The following is a 24,994-nucleotide window of genomic DNA, read 5'->3' on the forward strand; positions in this document are numbered from 1 at the left end:
CGTACTCGAACCATCCGCTCCGTGTCGGACTCCGGTCCCGTGGGAAAGGGACGACGTCGTCATGGCAGATCACCAGGAAGCATCCGTCACTCTGCCGAGCGATCCCGCCTCGGTCTCCGCGGCCCGGAACTTCGTCATCGACGTGCTGGCCGAATGGGGCCTGCCGTGCGACGCCGAAGCCGCGGACACCGTACGGCTGATCGTGTCCGAACTAGCCACCAACGCCGTCCAGCACACCTTCGGCCAGTCGCCCACCTTCACGGTGGACGTCCGGCTGGAGCGGGACGAACACCTGCGCATCGGCGTCACCGACAGCCATCCGCGCTTCCCGAAACGCCTGCCCGCCGCCGTCCAACAGGACAACGGGCGGGGGATGGTGATCATCCGTTGGCTGACCGCCGAGTGCGGCGGCAGGGTCCTCGTACGCCCCACCCGGGAGGGCGGCAAGACGGTCCTGATCGAGATGCCGTGGACGGTGCCGGCCCAGCCGGTGGTGGCCGGGGGTCCACAAGAGCCCTGAGGAAACGATCAGTTGCCGTGCCCCACCGAGTGCCCCTGTCGCTTCGCCTACCGCGTGGCGCGCCCGAACACGCCGCGCAGCAGGGCCCGGAAGGCCTCGGCGGCGGGTGCCTGCCGGTCGGTCCGGTGGACGACGGAGATCGTACGGCGCAGATCTCCCGGTTCCAGCAGCCGCAGCCCCACCGGAGTGACCGCCGTCCTGGCCACCATCTCCGGTACGACCGCGACCCCGAGCCCCGCGCTGACCAGCGCGCACACCAGGGCATACCCGGGGCTCTCGACCCGCACGGCGGGAGTCGCCCCGACCCGGGCCAGCGCGGCCTCCACGCCCTGCCGGGGCGGATGGTCCGGGGCCATGCTGATCAGCGGCTGCCCGGCGAGCGCGGAGAGCGGCAGCCGGGCCGCACCGTCGGCGAGGACGTGTCCCGGCGCGGTCACCAGCACCAGCTCCTCGACCAGGACCGGCTCCGCGCGGACCGACGAGGGGAGCGGCGCCGGGTCCGCGGGCTCGTAGGTGTGGGTCAGCGCGAGGTCCACCTCGCCCGCGGCGACCGCCGAGACACCGTCCGGGGGCTCGTAGTTCGCGACGGTGAGCTCCACGTCCGGATGGGCGCGGCGAAAGGCGCTGAGCACCGGCGGCAGCAGATGGATGCCCGCCGTCTGGAAGGTGCCGAGCCGCAGGGTTCCGCCCGACAGACCGGTCAGCCGGGCCAGTTCGTGCCGGGCCCGCTCCATCTCGTCGAGCACCCGGCGGGCCCGCGCCACGAGCAGCTCGCCCGCTTCCGTGAGCCGTGCCCCGCGATGGGACCGCACCAGCAGGAGGGCGCCGGCCTCCCGTTCCAGCTTGGCGAGCTGCTGGGAGAGGGCGGGCGGGCTGTAACCGAGGCGTTCGGCGGCCCGGGTGATGGATCCCGCCTCGGCGACCGCCACCAGGGCCGCGAGCCGTGTCGGGTCGTACATCGAGCGGCTCCCCAGGTCCGGGGACCCCGCGGCGGAGCCCGGGCCCAAACGATTGCTTAAGGCAGACCCAGGATATTCGACATACCCGCTTAAGGCCTCACCCGGGCAGCCTGGGGCCATGGACGCACAGCTCATCGCCTTCACCGCAGTGGCCGCGGGAATGGTCGCCATGCCCGGCGCCGACTTCACCGTCGTCGTACGCAACGCTCTCGTCTCCCGCCGCGCCGGGGTGGCGTGCGCGCTCGGGGTGGCGGGCGGGCTTCTCCTGCACACGGCGCTGGCCGTCGCCGGCGTCGCCGCCGTCCTCGCGGCCGTGCCCGCGCTGTTCCGGACGCTGCAGTTCCTCGGTGGGGTCTACGTCCTGTACCTCGGGGTACGGACGCTGGACGGCCTGCGACGGCGGCGGGCCCGGGACCCGGAGCGGCGGCGCGACCGGGAGCGAGCGAGGGAGCGCTCGGCGGTCCCCGGCGGGACGCCGTACGGCGGCGTCGTGTCCGGCGGCGCGGTCTCCGGCCGGACCGTGCCCGGGGGCGCGGCTTCCGGCGGAATCGTGTCCGGCGGCGCGGTCTCCGGTGTGCCGGGCGACCGGAGTAGTCCGCTGCGGCAGGGATTCGTCACCAACGCGCTCAACCCGAAGGCGCCGATCACCTTCCTGAGCCTGCTGCCGCAGTTCGTGCCCGCGGGCAGCCCCGCGATGCCCCGCACCCTGGTGCTGGCCCTGATCGTGGTGGCCCTCGCCCTGGTGTGGTTCCCGGCGGTCGCCCTGCTGGTCGACCGGCTCGGCCGCTGGCTGCGCGGGCCGCGTGCCGCCCGCGCGGTGGAGGGGGTCACCGGGAGCGCGCTCACGGTGCTGGGCCTGGTGCTCCTCCTGGAGCCGCTGACGGCCTGAGGGCCCTCCGGTTCGCGTGCCCGGGGGGCGGCGGCCCGGCACCGCCGCCCCCCGGGCCGGGTCAGCTCACACGGCCGTACCAGACGCTCTTCGTCCAGATCTTCTGGAGCTTCACGACCTCCCCGCTCTTCGGGGAGTGCCAGATCTTTCCCTTTCCGGCGTAGATGCCGACGTGGTACACGTTCCGGCCCGAGTGGAAGAACACGAGGTCACCGGCCTTGCGGTGCGAGGCGGAGATGTGGTGGCTCTTGTTGTACTGCCCCGCGGCCGTACGAGGCAGCTTCTTGCCCGCCTTCTTGTACGAGTACAGCGTGAGTCCGGAGCAGTCGAACCGGCGCGGCCCGGTGGCACCGTACAGGTACGGGGCGCCCTTCTTGGATGCCGCGATCTGGAGTGCCCTCGTCGCAGGTGTGGCCGCCTCGGCGTCGGCGGCGACGCCCGGGACCACGAGGCTGCCGCCCACGGCGGCGATGGTCAGAGCCGAGGCCGTACCGGCCCGGGTCAGCAGCGACGGGACACGATTGAGCGCAGTCATGCGCAACCCTTCGTCAACCGCCTGTGAAGGATGACCTGTCGGATTCGGGCTGGCGAAGTAGCCCGGCCGCGTACGCGGCTTCACCCCAAGGACCGCCCGGTTCTCTCCGGCGGCCCGTCTTGCTGGGTCCTCCACTCCTGCCGATGCACATCTGTCGACCGGTCATCCGGGCGGCGGCAGGATTCGGCGTCCGCCCGGACCGCCCCGCCGGTGTGGCGGGGGCTTGTCGTCGGAGGGATCTTCACGCATGGATGTCGGAAAATCCGAGCGGAACCGATGATTTGTGGGGTTACTCACCACTCACCCGTTCGGGTGGACACTCCTCTGTTCGAGGGGTGTTGGGGACGTCGACAACGCTCTTACCAGCACCGGAACATCTCATTGCGCCTTTTGGCTACGCGTGTTGCGCAACTTTTCGGGCCACCCGAAAGGACGTGCGTCTACGCCGTTAGGGGGTACGCCGACTGGTCCGTTTGAAACCCGGGCCGGGCGCATCGCGCGACGGCCCGGGTGCGGACGCGTCAACTGCCGGATGCGGGGGGCAGGGTGACGCGGGCGGCCCGCCGCTCGCCGTCCAGGACGCGCAGGGCCTGCGCGAGGGTCGGCGCGTGCACCTCGCTCTCGCCGCGCTGGTGCATCAGGGCCAGGGCGTCACGCAGCGCGGTCGCCTTGCCGACGAGTGCCTGGGCGGCGCGCAGACCGCGATAGGTGTCTCCCGGGCGGCCCGGGTTGATACGGCCGACCAGGTCGACCACGTCGAGGTAGCGGTCTATCAGTTCGGCCTCGGCGTGGGTCAGTGCGGGCAGCGGGGGCAGTTCGGGCACCATCGGCGGATCACCTCGCGTCGGGTGTGGCGTTCCTCGCACCGGGCGCGGTGCGCGCGTTCTTGCGGCTCGGGATGATCCCGTCCACCAGCCCGTACGCCAGCGCGGCCCGCGCGTCCAGGATCGTGTCCCGCTCCATGTCGGCGGCGACTTGTTCGGGATTTTGCCCCGTGTGCCGTACGAGCATGTCCTCCAGCAGCTTCCGAGTGCGCGTCAACTCCGCTGCCTGGAGCGCGAGATCGCTCGCCTGACCCTGTACGGGCCCGTCGAGTGAGGGCTGACGGATCAGCACCCGGGCGCCCGGCAGGGCGAACCGCTTTCCAGGAGTGCCGCCGGCCAGCAGTACGGCGGCGACCGACACGGCCTGCCCCAGGCACACGGTCTCCACGTCGCAGGTGACGAATCGCATCGTGTCGTAGATCGCCGTCATCGCGCTGAACGAGCCGCCCGGGGAGTTGACGTAGAGCGAGATGTCCCGCTCCGGCGCCTGGTGTTCGAGGTACATGAACTGGGCCATCACGTCGTTCGCCGACGTGTCGTCGATCGCTGTCCCGAGGAACACGATGCGCTCGTCGAGCAGCTTGGAGTACGGGTCGACGGTCCGGTGTCCCGTGGTCGTGCGCTCGGTGAACTCGGGCAGGACATGGCGGGCGGACGGTTCGTACATGACTGCGCCTCCTCCGGGCGGCTCCCCTCTGAGCCGCTCTCTGTAAAAAACGTACAGGACGTTCAGATCATGTCGAGGAAATCGGCCCACAGCGAAAAATCCCACGGAGAGCACGGAGAGCACGGAGAGCACGGAGAGCACGGAGAGCACGGAGAGCACGGAGAAGGGGAGTGGGGCGCTCCGTCTATGTGGGGGCGACGCCGAAGTCGCGTCGCCGGGCGTAGGGGCGGGCGCCGTCGGAGGTGGGGTGCCGTCGCTGCGCGCGGTACCGGGGGTCTTCGTCCGTTTCGGGAGAGCGTCGGGGCTCCGGTCTAAGCTGGTGGGCATGGCCTACGAGATTCCGGTGACGCAAGCCAGGGCTGAGCTCGCCGATCTGATCAACCGGGTGGTGTACGGGGGCGAGCGTGTCGTCGTGACGCGACACGGGAAGCCTCTCGTCGCCCTCGTCTCCGCCGCCGACCTGGAGCGGCTCGAAGAGCTCCGGGAGCTCGCCGACGAGCAGGTGGTCAGCTCGCTCTCCAGTGTTCGCGAGGTCGCGTCCGCGCCGCGGGAGCGCCAGCGCTTCGGTATCGCCGCGGAGCACCAGGGACCCAACGTCTCGTAGCGGAACGGCGGTCGAGGACGCACGCGGGTCGGCAGCCGAGCTCCGGACGCCGGGCGCGGTGCGATGCGGTGCGGAGCGGCGCGTTTCCGGAGAACGCCGGACGCGGAGAAGCGTGTGGGGTGTGCCGTACGCGGCGGAGGGGCCCGGGGTATCCGCACGCCGCGAAGAGGCGCGGAGTACCCCGTACGCGGCGAAGGCGTCGGGGCATGTCGTACGCGGCGGAGGAGCCGGGGACATGTCGTGATCGGCGAAGGGTTCGGTGTACGCCGTGCGCGCGTGTGGGCCGAGGGCGCGCCGTATACGGTCCGCCTCACGGGGGTGTCCGGGGTGGCGAGGGCGGATCACATCGGCCCTGGGGCGTCCGTCCGCTCGCCGCGGGGCCGGCCGGCACGCCGAGCGGCCCCGCGTCCGCCGTGACCGGGCACCCGCGTCCGCCGTGACCCGGCGCGCCGCTCCGCCGAGGTGCGCGCGGTGCGAGTGAAGATCGTCGGGGGCCACCGGTCACCGGCCCCCTGGCCGGCCCCGGCGGCGCCCATCGCGTCGGCACGTGTGGACCACGGGCCGGTTAACGTCCACGAAACGACGGCCAACTAGCGTGCGCATCCACGCCACCAGGGGTTTTGGTGGCTGCGGCCACCGGACCCCGCACGGTCCGGAGCGAGGACTGTGAGGTGGGACGCCGTGCAACTGACCCCGCACGAGCAAGAGAGGCTGCTGATCCACGTGGCCGCCGACGTGGCCGAGAAGCGCCGGGCCCGCGGACTGAGACTGAACCACCCCGAGGCCGTCGCCCTCATCACGTCGCACATCCTCGAAGGAGCCAGGGACGGCCGCACCGTGGCGGAACTGATGTCCTCCGGGCGCAAGATCCTCACCCGCGACGACGTCATGGAGGGCATCCCCGAAATGATCCACGACGTCCAGGTCGAGGCGACCTTCCCGGACGGCACCAAACTCGTCACCGTCCACGACCCGATCGTCTGACGGGGGAGCGAGCACCGTGATTCCCGGAGAGATCCTCTTCGCCGAGGGACCCGTCGCCTTCAACGAGGGCCGCGAGGTCACCCGGATGACCGTCCTCAACGCCGCCGACCGACCCGTCCAGGTCGGCTCCCACTACCACTTCGCCGAGGCCAACCCCGGCCTGGAGTTCGACCGCGCCGGCGCGCGCGGGAAACGGCTCAACGTCGCCGCGGGCACCGCCGTGCGCTTCGAGCCCGGGATCCCCGTCGACGTCGAACTCGTACCGCTCGCCGGTGCCCGTGTCGTGCCCGGCCTGCGCGGCGAGACCGGAGGTGCCCTCGATGCCTGAGCTCTCGCGCGGCGCGTACGCCGACCTGTTCGGCCCCACCACCGGCGACCGTATCCGGCTCGCCGACACCGACCTGCTCGTCGAGATCGAGGAGGACCGTTCCGGCGGCCCCGGGCGCGCCGGTGACGAGGCCGTGTTCGGCGGCGGCAAGGTCATCCGCGAGTCCATGGGCCAGTCGCGCGCCACCCGCGCGGAGGGCACGCCGGACACGGTCGTCACGGGTGTGGTGATCATCGACCACTGGGGGATCGTCAAGGCCGACCTGGGCATCCGCGACGGCCGGATCACCGGTATCGGCAAGGCCGGCAACCCCGACACCATGGACGGTGTCCACCCCGACCTCGTCATCGGTCCGGAGACCGAGATCATCGCGGGCAACGGACGGATCGTCACGGCGGGCGCCATCGACGCGCACGTCCACTTGATCTGCCCCCAGATCGCCGACGAGGCACTCGCCTCCGGCATCACGACCCTGGTGGGCGGCGGCACCGGTCCCGCCGAGGGTTCCAAGGCCACCACCGTCACCCCCGGCCCCTGGCATCTGGCCCGGATGCTGGAGTCGATGGAGGGGTATCCGCTCAACCTCGGTCTGCTCGGCAAGGGCAACACCGTCTCGCACGACGCGATGCTGTCGCAGATCCGTGGCGGCGCGCTCGGACTGAAACTGCACGAGGACTGGGGGTCCACGCCCGCCGTCATCGACGCCGCGCTGACCGTCGCCGACCGCACCGGCATCCAGGTCGCCATCCACACGGACACCCTGAACGAGGCCGGGTTCGTCGGCGACACGCTCGCAGCGATCGGTGGGCGCGGCATCCACGCGTACCACACCGAGGGTGCCGGCGGCGGGCACGCACCGGACATCATGACGGTGGTCTCCGAACCGCACGTGCTGCCCAGCTCCACCAACCCGACCCGGCCGTACACCGTCAACACCGCCGAGGAACACCTCGACATGCTGATGGTCTGCCACCACCTCAACGCGGCCGTCCCCGAGGACCTGGCCTTCGCCGAGTCGCGCATCCGGCCCTCGACCATCGGAGCCGAGGACATCCTGCACGACCTCGGCGCGATCTCGATCATCTCCTCGGACTCCCAGGCGATGGGCCGCGTCGGCGAGGTCATCCTGCGGACCTGGCAGACGGCCCATGTGATGAAGCGGCGGCGCGGGGCCCTGCCGGGCGACGGACGCGCGGACAACCACCGCGTACGTCGCTATGTCGCCAAATACACGATCAACCCGGCGCTCGCGCAGGGACTCGCCCGCGAGATCGGCTCCGTCGAGACCGGCAAGCTCGCCGACCTCGTGCTGTGGGAACCGGCGTTCTTCGGCGTCAAGCCCCAACTGGTCATCAAGGGAGGGCAGATCGCGTACGCGCAGATGGGCGACGCCAACGCGTCCATCCCCACGCCGCAACCGATCCTGCCCCGGCCGATGTTCGGCGCCATCGGGCGGGCGCCCGCCGCGAACTCCTTCAACTTCGTGGCGCCGCTCGCGATCGAGGACGGGCTGCCGGAACGGCTCTCGCTGAGCAAGCGGTTCATGGCGATCGACTCCACCCGGGCGGTGACCAAGGCCGACATGCGGGAGAACGACGCCCGGCCGCACGTAGGGGTCGACCCCGACAGCTTCGCCGTGCACATCGACGGAGAGCTGGTCGAGGCGGCACCGGCCGCGGAACTGCCCATGGCCCAGCGTTACTTCCTCTTCTGATGTCCCGGGCCGCACTTCTCGTCCTGGCGGACGGCCGCTTCCCCGCCGGAGGGCACGCGCACTCCGGCGGGGCCGAGGCGGCCGTCAAGGCCGGACGGATCAGCGGGGCGGCGAGCCTGGAGGACTTCTGCCGGGGGCGGTTGCACACGACGGGTCTCGTGTCGGCCGCCCTCGCCGCCTCGGCCGCGCTCGGGGTCGACCCGGTGGCACTGGACTCGGCCGCGGACGCCCGGACGCCGTCGCCCGCCCTGCGCGGGGCCGCGCGGCGGCTCGGGCGGCAGCTGATGCGGGCGGCGCGGGCGGCCTGGCCGTCCGGGGAACTCGACGCGCTGGCAGCGGGGTTCCCCAAGGGGGCGCACCAGCCCGTGGTGCTCGGGGTGGCGGCGCGGAGTGCCGGACTCGGGCCCGAGGACGCGGCGTACTGCTCCGCGTACGAGAGTGTCAGCGGGCCGGCGACGGCGACCGTGCGGTTGCTCAGCCTGGACCCCTTCGACGCCACGGCGGTACTGGCCAGGCTGGCGCCGGAGCTGGACCGGGTGGCCCACCAGGCGGCCGAGGCGGCGCGACGTGTGGTGGTCGAGGGGGTCGACGCGTTGCCCGCGAGGGGTGCTCCACTCCTGGAGATCGGTGCGGAGGCGCATGCCGCGTGGGCCGTAAGGCTGTTCGCGTCGTAGTGGGCCCGCGTGGGGAGTCGTCGCCACGGCTCCGGGGATTGCGTCCCCGGGCCCCGTGCACCCGAGGGCTCGTCATCGTCGTGTTACGCCGGACGGGCCCGATGTGAGTCCGTAGGTTGGAAAAGTCGAAGTGTCCGGTCCTGGCCGGGAAAAGGAGCCGCAACCATGCATCTCGACCACCGCCTCGCTCACGACGGGGCGTCCGCAGTGAGCGCCGACGCACGGCGTCCCGACGGCTCGCGTCGCGCCCTGCGGATCGGGCTCGGCGGACCCGTGGGATCGGGCAAGACCGCGACCGTCGCCGCGCTCTGCCGGGCCCTGCGCGACGAGTTGTCGCTCGCGGTCGTGACGAACGACATCTACACGCGCGAGGACGCCGAGTTCCTGCTGCGGGAGGCCGTGCTGCCCCCCGAGCGGATCACCGCCGTCGAGACGGGAGCCTGCCCGCACACCGCGATCCGGGACGACATCTCGGCGAACCTCGAAGCGGTGGAGGACCTGGAGGACGAGGCCGGGCCGCTGGACCTGATCCTGGTCGAGTCCGGCGGGGACAACCTCACGGCGACCTTCTCCCGGGGGCTCGTCGACGCGCAGATCTTCGTGATCGACGTGGCGGGCGGCGACGACATCCCGCGCAAGGGCGGCCCCGGGGTCACCACCGCCGATCTGCTCGTCGTCAACAAGACCGACCTCGCGCCCTACGTGGGGTCCGACCTGGGGCGGATGGCCGCCGACGCCAAGGCACAGCGAGCCGAACTACCTGTGGTATTGCAATCGTTGAGGATGGAGGACGGCGTCACGGCCGTCGCGGACTGGGTGCGTGAACGGCTCACCGCGTGGACGGCATGACGACAACGGGCGTGCGGGCCACCGCACGGATCGGGGCACGCGCCGACGGCCGGGGCGGCACCTCGCTGCCCGTACTGGACGGCGAGGGACCGATCGCGCCGCGCCGCACCCGGGCGCACGGAGACGAGGCGCGGGTGATGCTCGTCGGCGCGATGAGCGGTCCGCTCGGCAACGACCGTTTCGCGGTGGAGGCGACCGTCGCCGAAGGGGCCCGCCTGCACGTCGGTTCGGCCGCGGCGACCATCGCCCTGCCCGGGCAGACCAAGGGCGAAGCCCGCTACGACGTGCGGCTGCGCGTAGCCGATGGAGGTGAACTGCACTGGCTCCCGGAGCAGTTGATCTCCGCGGCCGGGAGTGATCTGTACGTCACCTCGCGAATCGATCTGGAGCGCGGCGCGCGTCTGGTGTTCCGGGAGGAGCAGGTACTCGGTCGCGCCGGCGAGCAACCGGGACGGCTCACCAGCCGTCTCACCCTGCGGCTCGGCGGACGGACCCTGCTGGACCAGGAGCTGTCGTGCGGCCCCGGAGCGCCCGGCGGATGGGACGGGCCGGCCGTCCTCGGGGGACACCGCGCCCTCGGACAACTTCTGGTCGTGAGACCGGAGTTCGAGAAGGAGATGCCGGCGGCACGGCTGCTGGGGGAGTGCGCGGCGGTGAATCCGCTGGCCGGACCGGCTGTTCTGGTGAGCGCGCTGGCACCGGACGCGCTGCGGCTGCGGCGGGTTCTGGACGACGCGTTGAGGTCGCTCGGCTGAATATCCGCTCAACGGGGCGCCACGCACCGCTTATCGGATTAGTAAAGAAGCCCGGTCACCCCTGTTCTCAGGGACCTCACAGCCGAAAGGATCGCCGTACCAATCGCAACGATGTACGGGGAGGTCCCACTTGAGGTCCAAGAGACCGACGAAGCGGGTGACGGCGCTCGGTTCGGCCGGCGTGCTCGTCACGGCGACCCTGATAGCCGGAGCCGTGGCGGCCCCGTCGGCCACCGCCGACTCACGTCAGAGCCGGAGCCATGGCCAGAGCCGCGAGCAGCGCGGTGCCGCCGTCGCCGCGGACCGGGCCGCCAAGGCGGGGATCGACTGGCAGGACTGCCCGGCCGACTGGGGCTTCGTGAAGCCCATCCAGTGCGGCTGGGTCAGCGTCCCGCTGGACTACGCCCACCCGAACGGCAAGCAGCTCAAGCTGGCCGTCGACCGCATCGGTTCCACCGGGACGACGGCGGAGCGCCAGGGCGCCCTCGTCTACAACCCGGGCGGCCCCGGCGGCTCCGGCATGCGCTTCCCGACCCGGGTCACCAACAAGAACCCGCTCTGGGTGAACACCTCGAAGGCGTACGACTTCGTGGGCTTCGACCCGCGTGGTGTCGGCCACTCCGCGCCCATCTCCTGCATCGACCCGCAGGAGTTCGTGAAGGCGCCCAAGGCCGACCCGGTCCCCGGCTCCGAGGCGGACAAGCGCGCCCAGCGCAAGCTCGCCGCCGAGTACGCGGACGGCTGCGCCGAGCGCAGCGGCAAGGCCGTCCTGCAGCAGATGACCACCCCCAACACCGCCCGCGACCTGGACGTCATCCGCGCCGCGCTCGGTGAGAAGAAGCTCAACTACCTGGGCGTCTCGTACGGCACCTACCTCGGCGCCGTCTACGGCACGCTCTTCCCGGGGCACGTCCGCCGCATGCTCGTGGACAGCGTGGTCAACCCCGCGCGGGAGAACATCTGGTACGAGGCCAACCTGGGCCAGGACGTGGCCTTCGAGGGCCGCTGGAAGGACTGGGAGGACTGGGTCGCCAAGAACGACGCGGCCTTCCACCTCGGCGACACCCGCGCCAAGGTGCAGAACCAGTGGCTGAAGCTGCGCGCCACGGCGAAGAAGAGCCCGCTGGGCGGGGTCGTCGGACCCGCCGAGCTGATCTCCTTCTTCCAGAGCGCCCCGTACTACGACTCCTCGTGGGTGCCGGTCGCGACGGTCTTCAGCAAGTACGTCGCCGGTGACACCCAGGCGATGGTGGACGCGGCCGCTCCGGACCTGTCCGACACCGCGGGCAACATCACCGCGGAGAACGGCAACGCCGTCTACACCGCGGTCGAGTGCACCGACGCCAAGTGGCCCACCAGCTGGAACAAGTGGGACAGGGACAACACGCGGCTCAACAAGGACTACCCGTTCATGACGTGGGCCAACGCGTGGATGAACCTGCCGTGCGCCACCTGGCCGGTCAAGCAGCAGACCCCGGTCGAGGTCAAGACCGGCAAGGGCCTGCCCAGCGTCCTGATCGTGCAGTCCACGCGTGACGCCGCCACCCCGTACGCGGGCGCGGTCGAACTGCACAAGCGCTTCAAGGGCTCCCGTCTCATCACCGAGAACGGCGCGGGCTCGCACGGTGTGACCGGCCTGGTCAACCCGTGCATCAACTCGCGGGTGGACACCTACCTGCTCACCGGCCGGACGGACTCGGCCGATGTGACGTGCACGCCGCACGCCACGCCGGCGCCGTAACACGCCGCACACGAAGGGGCGGCCGGGTCCTCCGGCCGCCCCTTTCGCGTGGATGAGCCCGCCGCGCCCGCCACTTGGTCCCGGCGTCCGGGCACCGGGACCACCGATCCACCAGGTCCTCGGGTTCCACGGGTCGTTCGGGCCCACTGGTCCATGGGTTCGCCGGTCGTCCGGACCCCGCTGCTCCATGGGCCGACGGGGCGGTCGGGCCCGCTGGTGCATGGGTTCGCCGGTCGGTCCACGGGACCGCCGGTCCTCCGGGGCCACGGGGCTCAAGCCCACGTCTCAGCGGTCGTCCAGTCATCCACGGCCCATTGGTCCACGGGTGCACCGGTCCTCCGGCCCCAGGCGGCCCGGACCGTCAACTCAACGGCATCCGCGGGAACCTGCGCGCGTTCTCCGCGCTCTCGGCGGCCGCCTCGGCCTTGACGTCGGCCGCGTACCGGTCGACGTACTCCTGCCCGGAGAGGGTCAGGACGGCGTACATGATCTCGTCGGTGACGGCACGCAGGATGACCTTCTCGTTCTCCATACCGGCGTAGCGGGAGAAGTCGAGGGGCTCGCCGAAGCGGATCACCACGGGGTGGAGGTTCGGGATCTTCTGGCCCGGCGGCTGCGCCTCGAAGGTGCCGATCATCGCGCAGGGGACGACCGGTACCCCGGCCCTGAGGGCCATGACCGCGACGCCGACCTTGCCCTTGTAGAGGCGCCCGTCGTGCGAGCGGGTGCCCTCCGGGTAGACGCCGAGCAGCTCGCCCCGGCTCAGTACGCCGAGCCCCTCCCGGATCGCGGCCTGTCCCGCCTCCTTGCCGGAGCGGTCGACCGGGATCTGCCCGGCGCTGCGGAAGAACGCGGCCGTCAGGCGGCCCTTGATGCCCGGCCCGGTGAAGTACTCCGCCTTCGCGAGGAAGGTGATCCGCCGCTTGAGGATCGCGGGCAGCAGGAAGTGGTCCGAGAAGGACAGGTGGTTGCCCGCCACGATGGCGGCCCCCGACGACGGTATGTGCTCAAGGCCCTCGGTCCGAGGCCGGAACACCAGCCTCAACAGCGGACCCAGAAGCACATGTTTGAGCACGTGATAAAACACCTGAAGCGCTCCTCTGTTCCTCCGGGCCCTCCCCGGGGAGCGATCAGTTTAGGCGTGCCCGTCGCCGGGGGTAACCGTTCGGGTGTCACTCTCTGTGGCCCCGTGGCCGGTATCAGACCCCTTGTGCCAGTACCTTCTCCAGGGCCGCGAGCGCGGAGCGGAGTTCGTCGGCGGTGATGGTCAGCGGCGGGGCGAGCCTGATGGTCGAGCCGTGGGTGTCCTTGACCAGGACTCCCTCGCGCATGAGGCCCTCGCTGATCTCGCGGCCGGTACCGATGGACGGATCGATGTCGACGCCCGCCCACAGCCCGCGCGCGCGGAAGCCCTCTACCCCCTTGCCCACGAGCGCCGCCAGGCCGTCCCGCAGGACCACACCCAGCTCGGCGGCCCGGCGCTGGAACTCACCCGTCTCCAGCAGCTCGACGACCGCCGAGCCGACCGCCGCGGCGAGCGGGTTGCCACCGAACGTGGAGCCGTGCTCGCCGGGTCGCAGTACCTCCAGGACGTCGCGGCGCCCCACCACCGCCGAGACCGGCACGATGCCGCCGCCGAGCGCCTTGCCGAGCAGCAGCAGGTCGGGGACGACCCCCTCGTGGTCGACGGCGAGGGTGGTGCCCGTCCGCCCCAGGCCCGACTGGATCTCGTCCGCGACGAACAGACAGCCCTTCCGGCTGGTCAGCTCGCGCACACCGGCCAGATAGCCGTCGTCGGGGATGACGACGCCCGCCTCGCCCTGGATGGGCTCGATCAGCACGGCCGCGGTCGTCTCGTCGACCGCGGCTTCGAGCGCCGCGAGATCGTTGTACGGAACGATCCGGAAGCCCGGGGTGAAGGGGCCGAAGCCGCTGCGGGCCGTCTCGTCCGTGGAGAAGCTGACGATCGTGGTCGTACGGCCGTGGAAGTTGTCCGCGGCCACGACGATCGTCGCCCGGTCCGGGGCGACGCCCTTGACCTCGTAGGCCCACTTGCGGGCCACCTTGACGGCGCTCTCCACGGCTTCGGCGCCGGTGTTCATCGGCAGGACCATGTCGAGGCCCGTCAGCCGGGCCAGGGACGCCGCGAAGTGGGCCAGCCGGTCGTTGTGGAAGGCGCGGGAGGTCAGGGTGAGCCGGTCGAGCTGGCGGTGCGCGGCCTCGATCAGCACGGGGTTGCGGTGGCCGAAGTTGAGGGCCGAGTAGCCCGCCAGCATGTCGAGGTAGCGCCGGCCCTCGACGTCCTCGACCCAGGTGCCCTCGGCGCGGGCGACGACGACGGGGAGCGGGTGGTAGTTGTGCGCGAGGACCGGCGCCTCGGCGCGGATCAGCTCGGCGGACGTGTGCGTACGGGCGGGAGCGGTCATGAGCGGATCTCCTGGGTGCAGCACTTGATGCCGCCGCCGGCCTTGTGGAACTCGGACAGGTCGACGGGGACGGGGACGTAGCCGTGCCGGGCGAGCTGGTCGGCGAGGGCCTCGGCGCGCGGCGAGATGAAGACGTGACGGCCGTCCGAGACGGAGTTCAGACCGAACGTCATCGCGTCCTCGCGGCTCGCGACCACCGCGTCCGGGAAGAGCCGCTCCAGCACCTCGCGGCTGCCGGCCGAGAACGCCTCCGGGTAGTAGGCGATGTTCGCCCCCGGCCCCTCCTCCAGGACGAAGAGAGCCGTGTCCAGATGGTAGAAGCGCGGGTCCACCAACTGGAGACTGATCACCGGGACGCCGAAGAACTCCTGGACCTCCCGGTGCGCGTCCCTGGTCGTACGGAAGCCGGTGCCCGCCAGGAGGTAGCGGCCCACCGGGACGAGGTCGCCCTCGCCCTCGCACACGGATTCGGGGCGGTAGACGTCGAAGCCTGCGGCCTTGAACCAGGTCTCGTAGGCGCTGGACTCCGGGCGGCGCTGGGGCGCGTGGAAGAACGAACCGAAGACACGGCCCGCGAGGACGAGCGCGGAGTTCGCCGCGAACACCATGTCCGGGAGATCCGCCACGGGCTCCACGGTGTCCACGGTGTGCCCATGGGCACGATAGGCGCTGATCAGCGCCTTCCACTGGCCATGGGCCAGATCGACATCCACCTGGGCGTCGGGGTGCATCCAGGGGTTGATCGCGTACTGCACGGCGAAGTGTCTGGGTTCGCAGACGAGGAAGCGCCGGGGGCGCGGCACACGGCTGTCAGGCACAGAGAGGTTCCTCCGCTTCCTGCGATGTTGACGGGGGTGTCTCCAAGGTAGGAAACGGGGGATACGGGCGACAAGCGAGGAGAGCTGCGTGTACGCGCAGCATCGCTGCGCAAATACGGTGGTCAGCGCACGTTCGATGCGTCCTGGGCTTCCGCCGGGGCGGCATGGGTCGCGCCCGCCTCGGGAGCCTCCGGCAGCAGATGGGACAGCACCATGTAGCTGATCGTCTTCCGGATGAAGGGCTCGGTGCGGATCCGCTCCAGGACCTCCTCGAAGTGGTCCACATCGGTGGCGCGTACATGCAGCAGCGCGTCCGCGCCCCCGGTCACGGTCATGGCGGCGGTGATCTCCGGATGGTTGCGGACCACCTCCGCGAGCCGTCGGGGCGGCGCCGCGCCCTCGCAGTACACCTCGACGTACGCCTCCGTACGCCAGCCGAGCGCCGTCGGCTTCACCGTCGCCGTGAACCCGGTGATCACGCCCGTCTCGCGGAGCCGGTCCACCCGCCGCTTGACGGCGGTCGCCGACAGGCCGATCGCCGCGCCGATCTCGGCGAAGCTCGTCCGGGCATTGGCCATCAGGGCCGTGATGATCTTGCGGTCGAGTTCGTCGAACATCCCGGGCTTGCTGTTCATGGCGGCACTGTATCCAGCGAGAACGTCCATGCCCCGCACATGTCCAGGCGTACGAATCGCTCCTACACTCCACTTCCATGCTGCGCGTGCTCGCCGTCGACGACGAACAACCGTCCCTGGAGGAGCTTCTCTATCTCCTCAACGCCGATCCCCGGGTCGCCGGCGCCGAGGGCGCGAGCGACGCGACCGAGGCACTGCGCCGGATCAACCGGGCCCTCGCCTCCGGACCCGACGGGCCCGAGGCGATCGACGTCGTCTTCCTCGACATCCACATGCCCGGACTCGACGGACTCGACCTGGCACGGCTGCTCACCGGATTCGCCCATCCGCCGCTGGTCGTCTTCGTCACGGCGCACGAGGGATTCGCCGTCCAGGCCTTCGACCTCAAGGCCGTCGACTACATACTGAAGCCGGTACGCAGGGAGCGCCTCGCCGAGGCCGTCCGCCGGGCGGACCAACTCCGGCGCACCGCACCGCTGATCCCCGTGCACGAACCCGACCCGGACCACATCTCCGTCGAACTCGGCGGCGTGACCCGCTTCGTGGCCGTGGAGGACATCACCCACGTCGAGGCACACGGGGACTACGCGCGCCTGCACACCGCGCAGGGCAGCCACCTGGTCCGCATACCGCTGTCCACCCTGGAGGAACGCTGGCGCTCCCGCGGCTTCGTCCGCATCCACCGGCGTCACCTCGTCGCCCTGCGCCACATAGGCGAACTCCGCCTGGACGCGGGTACGGTGAGCGTTCTCGTGGACTCCGTCGAACTCCAGGTCAGCCGTCGGCACACGCGCGAACTGCGTGACCTGCTGATGCGCCGGACCAGCAGCTGAGGGGGAACGGCGTGCCGCAGGACCCGACCGAACGCCGCGTGGTCGTCACCGGGGCGCCCCGGCGCACCCGCAGGACGTCCGGCTACTACCGGCCGAGGACCGAGATAGACGAACAGACCACGCTGGGCCACACCTACGTCCGCTCACTGATGCGCAGTCAACTACGCGCCGCCCTGGTGGTGTTCGCCGTCCTGGTTCTCCTGGTCGGACCGCTGCCCCTGGTCTTCGCCGCGATACCGGACGGCGAGCGCCTGGAATGGGCCGTGCTCGGCTTCTGCGTCTACCCGCCCCTGGTCCTGCTGGCCCGCTGGTACGTGCGCCGCGCGGAGCGCAACGAGAGGGACTTCGTGCGACTGGTCGAGGACCGTTGAGGAGCCGTCCGACCGGCGCTCGTGGCGCGGGGAGCACCGCCCGGTGAACCAGAACTACGCCGTGCCCGCCGTCGCCCTCGTCGTCGTCGCGACCGTCCTGGTCGGGGCGTTCGGCCTGCGCATGTCCCGGACCACCTCCGACTTCTATGTGGCCTCACGCACCGTGGGACCCCGGCTGAACGCGGCCGCGATCAGCGGGGAGTACCTCTCCGCCGCCTCCTTCCTCGGCATCGCGGGCCTGGTGCTGGTCCAGGGCCCGGACATGCTCTGGTACCCCGTCGGATACACGGCGGGCTACCTCGTGCTGCTCCTGTTCGTCGCCGCCCCGCTGCGCCGCTCCGGCGCCTACACGCTGCCCGACTTCGCCGAGGCGCGGCTCGGCTCGCAGGCGGTCCGGCGACTCGCCGGTGCCTTCGTCGTCGGCGTGGGCTGGCTCTATCTGCTGCCCCAGCTCCAGGGCGCGGGGCTCACCCTGGCGGTACTCACCGACGCGCCCGACTGGTTCGGCGGCGTACTCGTCGCGGTCGTCGTGGTCGCCACGGTCGCCGCGGGCGGCATGCGCAGCATCACCTTCGTCCAGGCCTTCCAGTACTGGCTGAAACTCACCGCCCTGCTGGTCCCGGCCCTCTTCCTGGTCCTCGCCTGGCAGGGCGACGGCGCCCCGCGCGACGCCTTCGACGAACCCGCGACCTTCCGCGCGCAGCGGGTCGTCCGCGTCGACGGCACCCTCGACCTGAGACTGCCGGACCCCCTGGCCGTCACCGCCACGGGAACCGTGGACGGCCACCGCTACCAGAGCGAGCGCGTCCGGCTTCCGGCCGGCGTCCACCGCATCGCGCGCGGCACCCGGCTGACCTTCGCGAAGGGGGACCCGGTACCGACCGCCGACCGCGCCGGCGACGGCGGCATGTCGACCTCGCCCGCGGCCGGCCGCGAGGAACGCCCCCTCTACGCCACCTACGGACTGATCCTCGCCACCTTCCTCGGCACCATGGGACTCCCGCACGTGGTCGTCCGCTTCTACACGAGCCCGCACGGAGTCGCCGCCCGCCGCACCACCGTCGCCGTCCTCGGCCTGATCGGCGCCTTCTACTTCCTGCCGCCCGTCTACGGGGCGCTGGGCCGCCTCTACGCTCCCGAACTCAGCCTCACCGGGAACGCGGACGCCGCCGTCCTGCTGCTCCCGGACCGCGTGATCGGGGGACTCGGCGCCGACCTGCTGGGCGCGCTGGTGGCCGGCGGCGCCTTCGCCGCGTTCCTGTCCACCGCGTCCGGACTGACCATGGCGGTGGCCGGGGTCCTCACCCAGGACGTGCTGCCCTCGCGAGGGGTCCGCCACTTCAGACTCGGCACGGTGCTCGCCATGGTGGTGCCGCTCGCCGCCAGCGTGATGGTGGGCGGACTGCCCGTCGCCGACGCCGTGGGACTCGCCTTCGCCGTGTCCGCCTCCTCCTTCTGCCCCCTGCTCGTCCTCGGCATCTGGTGGCGGCGGCTGACACCGCAGGGCGCGGCCGCCGGCATGGTGATCGGCGGCGGCGCGGCCTTCCTCGCGGTCGCCGCGACCATGGCCGGCTACCCCGGTTCCGGCACGCCGCACGCGCTGCTCGCCTGGCCCGCGCTCTGGTCGGTCCCCCTCGGATTCCTCACCATGATCCTGGTGTCGCTGGCGACGCCGGGCCGGGTACCGCAGGGCACGGCGGCGATCCTCGCCCGCTTCCACCTCCCCGAGGAACTGTCCGACGGCCAGGTGCGCGCGGCCGCGCACACGAAGGAGGCCGAGGTATGAGCGGATTCCTGGCCGGGCTGTGCGTGGCCGTCCTCCCCCTGCTCGCCGCCGGGTTCTGGCTCGGCAGGCGGACGGCGCGGCCCGAGAACCTCGGCGGCCTCGGCACGCCCGTCGAGCACGCCACCTTCGAGACCCTGCACACCGCGTCGCTCGCCGCGCCCCCGCTGCGCGCGGGCCTCACCGGCGAGACCGCCCGCAGGTCGGCGCGCCGGCTGCGCACCCTGCTGGGCACCGACGCGCTCTGCCTCACCGACCAGGACACCGTCCTGGCCTGGGACGGCATCGGGGAGCACCATCGCACCGAGATCATGGACCGGCTCGGCGGACCGCTGGAGAGCGGCCGGGGCGAGGCCTTCCGGCTGCGGTGCGACGAGCCGGACTGCGTACTGCGCTGGGCCGTGGTCGCGCCGCTCACCGTCGACGACCGGGTGCACGGAGCGCTCGTGGCCTGCGCGCCCCGCGAGTCCGCCGTGCTCGTCCGGGCCGCGGGAGAGGTGGCCCGCTGGGTCTCGGTGCAACTGGAACTCGCCGACCTCGACCGATCCCGTACCCGCCTGATCGAGGCCGAGATCAAGGCCCTGCGCGCCCAGATCTCCCCGCACTTCATCTTCAACTCGCTCGCGGTGATCGCCTCGTTCGTCCGCACCGACCCGGAGCGCGCCCGCGAACTGCTGCTGGAGTTCGCGGACTTCACCCGCTACTCGTTCCGCAGGCATGGTGACTTCACCACCCTCGCCGACGAACTGCACGCCATCGACCACTACCTGGCACTCGTACGGGCCCGGTTCGGCGACCGGCTCTCGGTCACCCTGCAGATCGCGCCCGAGGTGCTGCCGGTGGCGCTGCCCTTCCTCTGTCTCCAGCCCTTGGTGGAGAACGCCGTCAAACACGGACTGGAGGGCAAGGCCGACAAGTCGAACAAGAGCCACATCAGCATCACCGCGCAGGACGCGGGCGCCGAGGCGCTGGTCGTCATCGAGGACAACGGCACCGGCATGGACCCCGAACGGCTGCGCCGCATCCTCACCGGTGAGGTCAGCCCCTCGGACGGCATCGGTCTGTCCAATGTCGACGACCGGCTGCGCCAGGTCTACGGGGACGACTACGGCCTCGTCATCGAGACCGCGGTCGGGGCCGGCATGAGGATCACCGCCCGGCTGCCCAAGTACCAACCGGGCGTGCACTCGGCGGGACGGCTGCCCCGGCAGTGAGCGCGAAGGACGTCACGCTCCGCGGGCGGCGACCATCGCGATGGTGATCAGGCCGAGCACCACCCAGCCGAACCACAGCCAGCCGTTGCTGCCGAGCGCGACCGTGTAGGCCGTCACGACAACCAGCCCACCGACGGTGAGCACCCCCATGGTCTTCGTCGAACCGGGCATCGCAGCACACCCCTCTCCCGGCGGGTCCGCGACGCGGGCCGTGGCCTGCGGCCATTTTCACCCGGCGGGAGGAGGATCGCCAGGGCTGGTCCGGCGGTCTGGAGGTGATTCAGTGGCTGCGGGCGTCGAGCGAGGCCAGGTAGGCGTTGTACGCCTCGAGTTCCTTGTCGCCGTCGCGGTCCGCCGCCCGGTCCGTGCGGCGGGCCTGCCGCTGCTCGGAGCCGTACCACTGGAACAGCAGCGCGAGCAGCACGAGGACGGAGGGGATCTCGCTGAACGCCCAGGCGATGCCGCCCGCCGCGTTCTGGTCGGTGAGCGCGTCGATGGCGAGCGAGGCGGGCGGGTTCTTGTACGTCTCGACCATGGGGGTGGACGCCATCATCAGCGCGATGCCGAAGAACGCGTGGAACGGCATCCCGGCGAACAGTTCCAGCATCCGCAGCAGATAGCCCGGCCGGTGCGGTCCGGGGTCGACGCCCATGATCGGCCAGAAGAAGACCAGGCCGACGGCGAGGAAGTGGCACATCATCACGGTGTGCCCCGTCCCCGATCCCATCAGGAAGTCGAAGATGGGGGAGAAGTACAGGGCGTACAGGCTCGCGATGAACAGCGGGATCGTGAACGCGGGGTGCGTGATGATCCGCATGAAGCGGCTGTGCAGGAACATCAGCAGCAGTTCACGGGGTCCCTTGGTGCCCCGTCTGGCGGCGACCGGAAGGGCCCGCAGCGCGAGCGTGATCGGTGCCCCGAGCAGGATGAGGATGGGCGACAGCATGCTGATCACCATGTGCTGCACCATGTGCACGCTGAACATGACCATGCCGTAGTCGTTCAGACTCGTGCACATCATCAGCATCACGGTCAGCACGCCGACGACGAACGAGACGGTCCGTCCCGCCGACCACGCGTCGCCGCGACGGGCGAGCCGCACGACCCCCCAGCCGTACAGCCCGAGCCCCACCAGACAGGCGACGAGGAAGAACGGGTCCGCGGACCACGCGAGCCCCCTCCCCAGCGTGAACGGCGGCAGATCCATGGTCATGCCGTGCCCGCTGTGTTCCATCCGCCGGCTCCTGATTAGTACGGGTTGTGCTGTCTGTCCGCACCAGAGTAGAACCGGCCCCGGTCACCGCCATGACCGGGGTAGGCGTCCGCGCCGCGGCGAGGGGCGCGGGGAACCACGGGACAAGCCGCCACGAACCCGTGGCGTGGCCGGCGGGCCGCCTCAGGCCCTCAGAGCACGCACTCCGCTTCGGCGTACCGCTCCTCGGGCACCGTCTTCAGCGTCTCCACCGCCTCCGCGAGGGACACCATCACGATGTCGGTCCCGCGCAGCGCGGTCATCATGCCGAACTCGCCCCGGTGCACGGCCTCCACGGCGTGCCAGCCGAACCGCGTCGCGAGCACCCGGTCGTACGCGGTCGGTGTGCCGCCGCGCTGAACGTGTCCGAGGATCACCGGACGCGCCTCCTTGCCGAGGCGTTCCTCCAGTTCGAGGGAGAGCTGCCGGGCGATGCCGGCGAACCGCTCGTGCCCGTAGACGTCCTTCACGCCCTCGTCGAAGGCCATCGTGCCCGCGCGCGGCTTGGCGCCCTCGGCGGCCACGACGATCGCGAACCGCTTGCCCGCCTCGAAGCGCTCGCCCACCTTGGCCGCCAGCTCCTCGATGTCGAAGGGGCGTTCCGGTACGACGATGGCGTGGGCGCCGGCCGCCATGCCGGAGTGCAGCGCGATCCAGCCGGTGTGGCGGCCCATGACCTCCACGATCAGCACCCGCTGGTGGGACTCGGCGGTGGTCTTCAGCCGGTCCAGGGCCTCGGTCGCGACGCCGACGGCCGTGTCGAAGCCGAAGGTCACGTCCGTGACGGCGATGTCGTTGTCGATGGTCTTCGGCACGCCGACGATCGGCAGACCGCTGTCCGAGAGCAGCCGGGCCGCCTTCAGGGTGCCCTCGCCGCCGATCGGGATGATCGCGTCGAGGCCGAGCTCCTCGACATGTCCCCTGGCCCGCTCCACACCGTCACGCAGATGCGCGGGCTGGACCCGGGAGGAGCCGAGCATCGTGCCGCCGCGGGCCAGGATGCCGCTCACCGCGTCGAGGTCGAGCTTCAGGTAGTCGCACTCCAGAAGACCCTTCCAGCCGTCCCGGAAGCCGATGACCTCGTCGCCGTGGTCGACGACGGCACGGTGCACGACGGACCGGATGACCGCGTTCAGGCCGGGGCAGTCGCCGCCGGACGTGAGGACACCAATGCGCATAGCCCGAAATACCTTCTCAACGTGGGCCGGGGACCGGACCACGTTGTCCGGCTGGAATCCCGATCACCCTACCGGCGGGACGGGGTGGTGCCGTAGCAGGCGTCCGCCTGGTGGACGCGGCCGCACAAGTGAGCGGACCAGCTGTCAGGCGGGCTCTCTCGCCCACCGTGCCGCACACACCTTGGGCGCGCTTGAGGTATCCCTCAAGCGCGCCCTGTGGACATCGTGCCCGGACCGCCGGACCGCCGGACCGCCGGACCGCCGGACCGCCGGACCGCCGGATGCCCGCTCGCGCGTCCCGGTGGTGGCCGGTCGGCTCAGGCCGGCTGCTGGGCGGAGGCGATGCGCTCGCCCCGGAGCGCCTCGTACCACCTGTCGTCGATCGGAGGCAGCGCGTTCACGTCGAGTGCCAGCTTCAGCAGCAGGTCGGCGATCTGCGGGTTGCGGGCGAGCACGGGACCGTGCATGTACGTACCGAAGACCGTGTCGTTGTACGCGCCCTCGGTGCCGTCGCCCGTGCCGTTGCCCTTGCCGAGCCGCACCTGCGCGAACGGGCGCGCGGTGGGGCCGAGGTGGGTGACGCCCTGGTGGTTCTCGAAACCGGTCAGCTGCGGCAGGCCCAGGCGCGGGTCGATGTCCCCGAGCACGTCACCGACGCACCGCTCGCCCTCGCCGCGGGTCGAGACCACGTCGAGCAGGCCGAGGCCCGGCTCGCGCTGCCCCAGGTCGTTGATGAACTCGTGGCCGAGGATCTGGTAGCCGGCGCACACCGAGAAGACGATCGCGCCGTTGCCGACCGCGCGGTGCAGGCCCCCGTCGCGGCGCAGCCGCTCCGCGGCGAGGCGCTGCGGCCGGTCCTCGCCGCCGCCGATCAGATAGATGTCGCCGGAGGTGGGGATCGGCTGGTCGCTGCGCACGTCGAGACGGGCGACGTCGAGTCCGCGCTGGCGGGCCCGGCGCTCCACGACGAGCGCGTTGCCCTGGTCACCGTAGGTGCTCAGCAGGTCCGGGTAGATCCACACCAGACGCAGGCTGTTGTCACTCATTCTCTTCGTCCTCCGTGGCTCAGTTGCCGACACGACGCCTCAAATCCTGGAACGCGGTGTAGTTCGCGATGACCTCGATACGGCCGGGCGGTGCGAGCTGCACGGCCTGGTCGAGGGTCTCGCAGACCTGGAAGGACTGGTTCGCGACCTCGAGGCGCACCGCGAGGTCGAGCTTTCGATCGCCGAGGACGAAGATCGGGTGCCCGGTCAGCCGGGTGTAGTCGACGTCCCACAGCCAGGAGGTGTCGGTGCCGTCGGCGCCCCGCGCGTTCACGGACAGGATGACCGGGGTGGGCGGCGGGTCGATGAGGGAGAACGTCTCCAGCCAGCCCGCGGGGTTCTTGGCGAGCAGCAGACGCAGGTCGCGCTGCATGAACTGCACCACGTCGTAGCGTCCGGCCACCGCCTGCACCTGGTACATGCGTTCCAGGGCGACCTGCGGGGGCACTCCGAAGACGGCGGCGACGGCGGCCGACGAGGCGGCGTTCGCCTTGTTGGCGCGGCCGGGCAGCTGGAGGTGGATCGGCCAGGCGGAGCCGTGCGGGTCGAGGACGTGGTCGCCGGAGAGCGCCCAGGTCGGCGTCGGACGGCGGAATCCGCAGTCCCCGCAGAACCAGTCGTCGCCGGGGCGCTGCATCACACCGCCGCAGGACGGGCAGGACCAGGCGTCGTCCTTCCACATCTGTCCGGCCGCCACCCACATGACGTTCGGGGAGGAGGACGCGGCCCACACGACCAGGGGGTCGTCGGCGTTGGCGACCACGACGGCCTTGGAGCCGGCCAGCCCCTCGCGCCAGTGCTCGGCCATCATCCGGGTCTCGGCGGCCCGGTCGAGCTGGTCGCGGGAGAGGTTGAGCAGCGCGATGCACTTCGGGTCGGTGTCGCGCGCCACACCGGAGAGGTACTTCTCGTCGACCTCGATGACCGCGAACTTCGCGTCCGAGCCACCGGCCAGCGCCGAGGTGATGCCCGCGGGCATGTTGGCGCCGAGCGCGTTGGACACGACCGGTCCGGCGGCGCCGAGCGCCTCCGCGATCAGCCGGGTCGTCGTGGTCTTGCCGTTGGTCGCCGACACCAGGATCACGTCCAGGTGGGTGGCGAGCCGTGCCAGCAGGTCGGGATCGAGCTTGAGAGCCACCCGGCCGCCGATCACCGATCCGCTGCCGCGTCCGGCGGCCCGCGAGACGGCAGCCGCCGCCTTGCCCGCCGTCACGGCCAGCTTGGCCCGCGGCGACAGCGGGTCCGAGTTGCCTGACATCGTTTCTCGATCCTCCTTGCGTACGCGCCGCGCCTCTGCCCCCGGCACCGTGTGGGCCTCAGCCTATCGAGATCCACTCACGTGCCCGAATCGCGGCACCACGACGGTGCCCGCGCGACGTTCGCGCGCCAGTAAGG

Annotated in this window: 27 protein-coding genes and 1 riboswitch; of the genes, 14 read left to right on the forward strand and 13 right to left on the reverse strand. The window is 71.3% G+C overall.

Features of this window, described 5'->3' with window-relative positions:
• Positions 1-61: 61 nt before the first annotated feature.
• Positions 62-520: an ATP-binding protein gene (locus tag GFH48_RS33760; protein ID WP_153291872.1), complete on the forward strand. Its 459-nt coding sequence runs from the start codon at positions 62-64 to the stop codon at positions 518-520.
• Between the two features lie 47 nt (positions 521-567).
• On the opposite strand, the gene GFH48_RS33765 is transcribed toward GFH48_RS33760, so the two are convergent.
• Complete coding sequence (locus GFH48_RS33765; protein ID WP_153291873.1) at positions 568-1,479, reverse strand: LysR family transcriptional regulator; 912 nt, start codon at positions 1,477-1,479, stop codon at positions 568-570.
• 118 nt (positions 1,480-1,597) lie between these two features.
• Between GFH48_RS33765 and GFH48_RS33770 the strand changes: the two genes are divergently transcribed.
• A complete protein-coding gene (locus GFH48_RS33770) occupies positions 1,598-2,368 on the forward strand; it encodes a LysE family translocator (protein WP_153291874.1) in 771 nt (256 codons plus the stop codon).
• 61 nt (positions 2,369-2,429) lie between these two features.
• Here the strand turns inward: GFH48_RS33770 and GFH48_RS33775 are convergent, their stop codons facing one another.
• The 3 genes from GFH48_RS33775 to GFH48_RS33785 form a co-directional block, all read right to left on the reverse strand.
• The gene (locus GFH48_RS33775; protein ID WP_153291875.1) at positions 2,430-2,903 is read right to left on the reverse strand and encodes a C40 family peptidase; all 474 of its coding nucleotides are present in this window, start codon (positions 2,901-2,903) and stop codon (positions 2,430-2,432) included.
• Between the two features lie 3 nt (positions 2,904-2,906).
• Positions 2,907-3,093, reverse strand: a riboswitch (cyclic di-AMP (ydaO/yuaA leader).
• Between the two features lie 331 nt (positions 3,094-3,424).
• Positions 3,425-3,730, reverse strand: a complete 306-nt coding sequence (locus GFH48_RS33780) for a hypothetical protein (RefSeq protein WP_153291876.1) — start codon at positions 3,728-3,730, stop codon at positions 3,425-3,427.
• Positions 3,731-3,737: 7 nt separating this feature from the next.
• The gene (locus GFH48_RS33785; protein WP_153291877.1) at positions 3,738-4,394 is read right to left on the reverse strand and encodes an ATP-dependent Clp protease proteolytic subunit; all 657 of its coding nucleotides are present in this window, start codon (positions 4,392-4,394) and stop codon (positions 3,738-3,740) included.
• A 325-nt stretch (positions 4,395-4,719) separates the two neighbouring features.
• Here GFH48_RS33785 and GFH48_RS33790 point away from each other — a divergent pair, with 325 nt between their 5' ends.
• The 8 genes from GFH48_RS33790 to GFH48_RS33825 all read left to right on the forward strand — a co-directional run bounded on the left by GFH48_RS33790 (position 4,720) and on the right by GFH48_RS33825 (position 12,043).
• Positions 4,720-4,998, forward strand: a complete 279-nt coding sequence (locus GFH48_RS33790) for a type II toxin-antitoxin system Phd/YefM family antitoxin (protein ID WP_153291878.1) — start codon at positions 4,720-4,722, stop codon at positions 4,996-4,998.
• 681 nt (positions 4,999-5,679) lie between these two features.
• On the forward strand, positions 5,680-5,982 hold the full coding sequence (locus tag GFH48_RS33795) for an urease subunit gamma (protein WP_101408483.1): 303 nt from the start codon (positions 5,680-5,682) through the stop codon (positions 5,980-5,982).
• A gap of 16 nt (positions 5,983-5,998) precedes the next feature.
• A complete protein-coding gene (locus GFH48_RS33800) occupies positions 5,999-6,310 on the forward strand; it encodes an urease subunit beta (RefSeq protein ID WP_153291879.1) in 312 nt (103 codons plus the stop codon).
• Entirely contained in the window at positions 6,303-8,024 is a 1,722-nt protein-coding gene (locus GFH48_RS33805; RefSeq protein ID WP_153291880.1) for an urease subunit alpha, read from the forward strand. The genes GFH48_RS33800 and GFH48_RS33805 overlap by 8 nt, the downstream gene beginning before the upstream one ends.
• On the forward strand, positions 8,024-8,698 hold the full coding sequence (locus GFH48_RS33810; RefSeq protein ID WP_153291881.1) for an urease accessory protein UreF: 675 nt from the start codon (positions 8,024-8,026) through the stop codon (positions 8,696-8,698). The genes GFH48_RS33805 and GFH48_RS33810 overlap by 1 nt, the downstream gene beginning before the upstream one ends.
• 165 nt (positions 8,699-8,863) lie before the next feature.
• Positions 8,864-9,547: an urease accessory protein UreG gene (gene ureG / locus GFH48_RS33815; RefSeq protein ID WP_153291882.1), complete on the forward strand. Its 684-nt coding sequence runs from the start codon at positions 8,864-8,866 to the stop codon at positions 9,545-9,547.
• A complete protein-coding gene (locus GFH48_RS33820) occupies positions 9,544-10,302 on the forward strand; it encodes an urease accessory protein UreD (protein WP_153291883.1) in 759 nt (252 codons plus the stop codon). The genes ureG and GFH48_RS33820 overlap by 4 nt, the downstream gene beginning before the upstream one ends.
• 130 nt (positions 10,303-10,432) lie before the next feature.
• A complete protein-coding gene (locus tag GFH48_RS33825; RefSeq protein ID WP_153291884.1) occupies positions 10,433-12,043 on the forward strand; it encodes an alpha/beta hydrolase in 1,611 nt (536 codons plus the stop codon).
• Positions 12,044-12,404: 361 nt separating this feature from the next.
• Here the strand turns inward: GFH48_RS33825 and GFH48_RS33830 are convergent, their stop codons facing one another.
• The 4 genes from GFH48_RS33830 to GFH48_RS33845 form a co-directional block, all read right to left on the reverse strand.
• Entirely contained in the window at positions 12,405-13,130 is a 726-nt protein-coding gene (locus tag GFH48_RS33830; RefSeq protein WP_153291885.1) for a lysophospholipid acyltransferase family protein, read from the reverse strand.
• A gap of 112 nt (positions 13,131-13,242) precedes the next feature.
• Positions 13,243-14,469 carry an ornithine--oxo-acid transaminase gene (rocD, locus tag GFH48_RS33835; RefSeq protein WP_153291886.1) on the reverse strand — a complete coding sequence of 409 codons (1,227 nt, stop codon included), beginning with the start codon at positions 14,467-14,469 and terminating at the stop codon, positions 13,243-13,245.
• Entirely contained in the window at positions 14,466-15,287 is an 822-nt protein-coding gene (gene ddaH / locus GFH48_RS33840; protein ID WP_153291887.1) for a dimethylargininase, read from the reverse strand. Before ddaH ends, rocD begins: the two co-directional genes overlap by 4 nt.
• A 122-nt stretch (positions 15,288-15,409) precedes the next feature.
• Entirely contained in the window at positions 15,410-15,922 is a 513-nt protein-coding gene (locus GFH48_RS33845; RefSeq protein WP_153291888.1) for an Lrp/AsnC family transcriptional regulator, read from the reverse strand.
• A 77-nt stretch (positions 15,923-15,999) separates the two neighbouring features.
• Here GFH48_RS33845 and GFH48_RS33850 point away from each other — a divergent pair, with 77 nt between their 5' ends.
• From GFH48_RS33850 to GFH48_RS33865, 4 genes are read left to right on the forward strand one after another with little or no spacing between them, the layout of a single operon-like run.
• Positions 16,000-16,755 carry a LytR/AlgR family response regulator transcription factor gene (locus GFH48_RS33850; RefSeq protein WP_153291889.1) on the forward strand — a complete coding sequence of 252 codons (756 nt, stop codon included), beginning with the start codon at positions 16,000-16,002 and terminating at the stop codon, positions 16,753-16,755.
• An 11-nt stretch (positions 16,756-16,766) separates the two neighbouring features.
• Positions 16,767-17,126 (forward strand): hypothetical protein, encoded by a 360-nt coding sequence (locus GFH48_RS33855; protein ID WP_153291890.1) that lies wholly within the window; start codon positions 16,767-16,769, stop codon positions 17,124-17,126.
• 43 nt (positions 17,127-17,169) lie between these two features.
• A complete protein-coding gene (locus tag GFH48_RS33860; protein WP_153291891.1) occupies positions 17,170-18,912 on the forward strand; it encodes a sodium/solute symporter in 1,743 nt (580 codons plus the stop codon).
• Positions 18,909-20,123 carry a sensor histidine kinase gene (locus GFH48_RS33865; protein WP_153291892.1) on the forward strand — a complete coding sequence of 405 codons (1,215 nt, stop codon included), beginning with the start codon at positions 18,909-18,911 and terminating at the stop codon, positions 20,121-20,123. The genes GFH48_RS33860 and GFH48_RS33865 overlap by 4 nt, the downstream gene beginning before the upstream one ends.
• 12 nt (positions 20,124-20,135) lie before the next feature.
• Here GFH48_RS33865 and GFH48_RS33870 read toward each other — a convergent pair whose 3' ends face one another.
• From GFH48_RS33870 to GFH48_RS33890, 5 genes are all read right to left on the reverse strand, one after another.
• Positions 20,136-20,294: a hypothetical protein gene (locus tag GFH48_RS33870; protein ID WP_153291893.1), complete on the reverse strand. Its 159-nt coding sequence runs from the start codon at positions 20,292-20,294 to the stop codon at positions 20,136-20,138.
• 109 nt (positions 20,295-20,403) lie between these two features.
• Positions 20,404-21,357: a cytochrome c oxidase assembly protein gene (locus GFH48_RS33875; RefSeq protein ID WP_153291894.1), complete on the reverse strand. Its 954-nt coding sequence runs from the start codon at positions 21,355-21,357 to the stop codon at positions 20,404-20,406.
• A 170-nt stretch (positions 21,358-21,527) separates the two neighbouring features.
• Positions 21,528-22,553 carry a 6-phosphofructokinase gene (locus GFH48_RS33880; RefSeq protein ID WP_153291895.1) on the reverse strand — a complete coding sequence of 342 codons (1,026 nt, stop codon included), beginning with the start codon at positions 22,551-22,553 and terminating at the stop codon, positions 21,528-21,530.
• Between the two features lie 317 nt (positions 22,554-22,870).
• Positions 22,871-23,599: a type 1 glutamine amidotransferase gene (locus GFH48_RS33885; protein ID WP_153291896.1), complete on the reverse strand. Its 729-nt coding sequence runs from the start codon at positions 23,597-23,599 to the stop codon at positions 22,871-22,873.
• A 19-nt stretch (positions 23,600-23,618) separates the two neighbouring features.
• Complete coding sequence (locus GFH48_RS33890; RefSeq protein WP_153291897.1) at positions 23,619-24,857, reverse strand: MurT ligase domain-containing protein; 1,239 nt, start codon at positions 24,855-24,857, stop codon at positions 23,619-23,621.
• Positions 24,858-24,994 lie beyond the last annotated feature (137 nt).

Source organism: Streptomyces fagopyri, from assembly GCF_009498275.1.
Lineage (GTDB): Bacteria > Actinomycetota > Actinomycetes > Streptomycetales > Streptomycetaceae > Streptomyces > Streptomyces fagopyri.

Bases quoted from the DNA above. Each gene is read 5' to 3' on its own strand.
- GFH48_RS33785 (WP_153291877.1), bottom strand. From the start codon at position 4,394: ATGTACGAACCGTCCGCCCGCCATGTCCTGCCCGAGTTCACCGAGCGC.
- GFH48_RS33850 (WP_153291889.1), top strand. From the start codon at position 16,000: ATGCTGCGCGTGCTCGCCGTCGACGACGAACAACCGTCCCTGGAGGAG.
- rocD (WP_153291886.1), bottom strand. From the start codon at position 14,469: ATGACCGCTCCCGCCCGTACGCACACGTCCGCCGAGCTGATCCGCGCC.
- GFH48_RS33770 (WP_153291874.1), top strand. From the start codon at position 1,598: ATGGACGCACAGCTCATCGCCTTCACCGCAGTGGCCGCGGGAATGGTC.
- GFH48_RS33845 (WP_153291888.1), bottom strand. From the start codon at position 15,922: ATGAACAGCAAGCCCGGGATGTTCGACGAACTCGACCGCAAGATCATC.
- GFH48_RS33890 (WP_153291897.1), bottom strand. From the start codon at position 24,857: ATGTCAGGCAACTCGGACCCGCTGTCGCCGCGGGCCAAGCTGGCCGTG.
- GFH48_RS33870 (WP_153291893.1), bottom strand. From the start codon at position 20,294: ATGCCCGGTTCGACGAAGACCATGGGGGTGCTCACCGTCGGTGGGCTG.
- GFH48_RS33810 (WP_153291881.1), top strand. From the start codon at position 8,024: ATGTCCCGGGCCGCACTTCTCGTCCTGGCGGACGGCCGCTTCCCCGCC.
- GFH48_RS33775 (WP_153291875.1), bottom strand. From the start codon at position 2,903: ATGACTGCGCTCAATCGTGTCCCGTCGCTGCTGACCCGGGCCGGTACG.
- GFH48_RS33765 (WP_153291873.1), bottom strand. From the start codon at position 1,479: ATGTACGACCCGACACGGCTCGCGGCCCTGGTGGCGGTCGCCGAGGCG.
- GFH48_RS33805 (WP_153291880.1), top strand. From the start codon at position 6,303: ATGCCTGAGCTCTCGCGCGGCGCGTACGCCGACCTGTTCGGCCCCACC.
- GFH48_RS33790 (WP_153291878.1), top strand. From the start codon at position 4,720: ATGGCCTACGAGATTCCGGTGACGCAAGCCAGGGCTGAGCTCGCCGAT.
- GFH48_RS33865 (WP_153291892.1), top strand. From the start codon at position 18,909: ATGAGCGGATTCCTGGCCGGGCTGTGCGTGGCCGTCCTCCCCCTGCTC.
- GFH48_RS33760 (WP_153291872.1), top strand. From the start codon at position 62: ATGGCAGATCACCAGGAAGCATCCGTCACTCTGCCGAGCGATCCCGCC.
- ureG (WP_153291882.1), top strand. From the start codon at position 8,864: ATGCATCTCGACCACCGCCTCGCTCACGACGGGGCGTCCGCAGTGAGC.
- GFH48_RS33875 (WP_153291894.1), bottom strand. From the start codon at position 21,357: ATGGAACACAGCGGGCACGGCATGACCATGGATCTGCCGCCGTTCACG.
- GFH48_RS33880 (WP_153291895.1), bottom strand. From the start codon at position 22,553: ATGCGCATTGGTGTCCTCACGTCCGGCGGCGACTGCCCCGGCCTGAAC.
- GFH48_RS33885 (WP_153291896.1), bottom strand. From the start codon at position 23,599: ATGAGTGACAACAGCCTGCGTCTGGTGTGGATCTACCCGGACCTGCTG.
- GFH48_RS33820 (WP_153291883.1), top strand. From the start codon at position 9,544: ATGACGACAACGGGCGTGCGGGCCACCGCACGGATCGGGGCACGCGCC.
- GFH48_RS33780 (WP_153291876.1), bottom strand. From the start codon at position 3,730: ATGGTGCCCGAACTGCCCCCGCTGCCCGCACTGACCCACGCCGAGGCC.